Here is a 1,540-nt window from a genome sequence, read left to right on the forward strand (position 1 = left end):
GTTTCTTTGTGATACTCTGCCGTTTGATTGGAGAATTTATTTGACAGAAATACTAGCATTCCATCGGCAAATAAACCAAATAAATACTGTATAATTTTGGTTAATCAACACGTGTGATTAAAAATAATCAATTAAAAAGGATGTAGCTTCAAGGTTTCAGAATGACCTTTATACAATTATCTTCATGATTATTAAAAATTTGATAACCGTAGCTCGCTTCTTCAAGGGGGATTTTGTGTGTAATAATCTCCTTTGGATCAAATTCGTTTTTTGTTATTTTTTCCAACAGTTCAGGCATAAAATGAATGACAGGTGCTTGTCCCATTTTAAGATTAATATTTCTAACCCAAAATGCACCGAGTGGAAATACATTATAGTTGCCACCATAAACGCCGGTCATTTGGACCGTTCCACATTTTCTTACGGATTTAGTAGCAATTTGAATAGGACCGAGAGTTCCACCTTGTAATTTTAATTTTTGTTCAAGAAATTCCAAGGGTGATTTCTTTCCATCCATCCCCACACAATCAATGACTACATCGGCACCACCATGCGTAATTTCCTTTAAATGTTCTCCCATATCGGGGAATTTTGTAAACTCAAATACCTCAACATTGTTAATCTTTTTTGCATAATTTATCCGATAATCTAAGTAATCCACTGCAATTACACGCTTAGCCCCTTTCATCCAAGCAAATTTTTGCGTCATTAATCCAACAGGTCCACAACCAAGGACGATAACAGTATCACCTGGTTTTACACCTGCATTTATTACACTCCAATAAGCTGTTGGTAAAACATCAGATAAAAACAGTAGGGAATCATCCTCAAGTTCGCATGATTCCGGTATAACAAATGGAGTGAAATTTCCAAAAGGAACTTTTAAATATTCTGCTTGTCCACCTGGATAGTTACCAAATTTCTCTGTATAACCAAAGTATCCACCAGAATCATAATGAGGATTTGAGTTGTCACATTGACTTTCCATTTCATGTTGGCAATAGAAACAATGTCCACAAGCAACATTAAAGGGGATAACAACACGATCTCCTTTTTTCACTTTGGTGATATCCGGACCCACCTCTTCAACAATTCCCATTGGCTCATGGCCAATAATGTATCCTTGAGGTAAAGGCATGTTGCCTTGATATAAATGTAAATCAGAACCGCAAATAGCGGTTGAAGTAATCTTTACAATAATATCATCTTTTTTTTCTATTCTTGCATCATCAACTTGTTTAACCTGTACTTGGTTTGGTCCTTGATAGGTTACAGCTTTCATAATCACATATCTCCTTTTTAATAATTTCTCAAAACATACTTTATATTTATCTCTTGGTAAAGCAGAAATCTTTCTTTTATTTACTCTAAAGAGGGACTAAAAGAGAATCAGGAAGTATACATGGCGTTATTATGAAAGTATTTTATAGCAGCTTTTCTTTACTATGTCTTTTAGCCCTATTTTATTTTAAGAAGAAAATCAATATTTATACACAATCTAATTCCTATAAAAAGGATAACTGGATAGGCTACACTGAAC

At 34.2% G+C, this 1,540-nt stretch carries 1 protein-coding gene; it reads right to left on the reverse strand.

The annotated features are described in order from the left end of the window. Positions 1 to 148 precede the first annotated feature (148 nt). Positions 149 to 1,282, reverse strand: coding sequence for a zinc-dependent alcohol dehydrogenase (locus V7183_RS25295; protein ID WP_335361255.1), 1,134 nt, complete (start codon positions 1,280 to 1,282; stop codon positions 149 to 151). Positions 1,283 to 1,540: the final 258 nt, after the last annotated feature.

It is taken from the genome of Bacillus sp. JJ1127, from assembly GCF_036965845.1.
In the GTDB taxonomy this organism is placed as follows: Bacteria; Bacillota; Bacilli; order Bacillales; family Bacillaceae_G; genus Bacillus_A.

Coding starts and splice junctions, on each gene's coding strand:
- V7183_RS25295 (WP_335361255.1), bottom strand. CDS start 1,282: ATGAAAGCTGTAACCTATCAAGGACCAAACCAAGTACAGGTTAAACAA.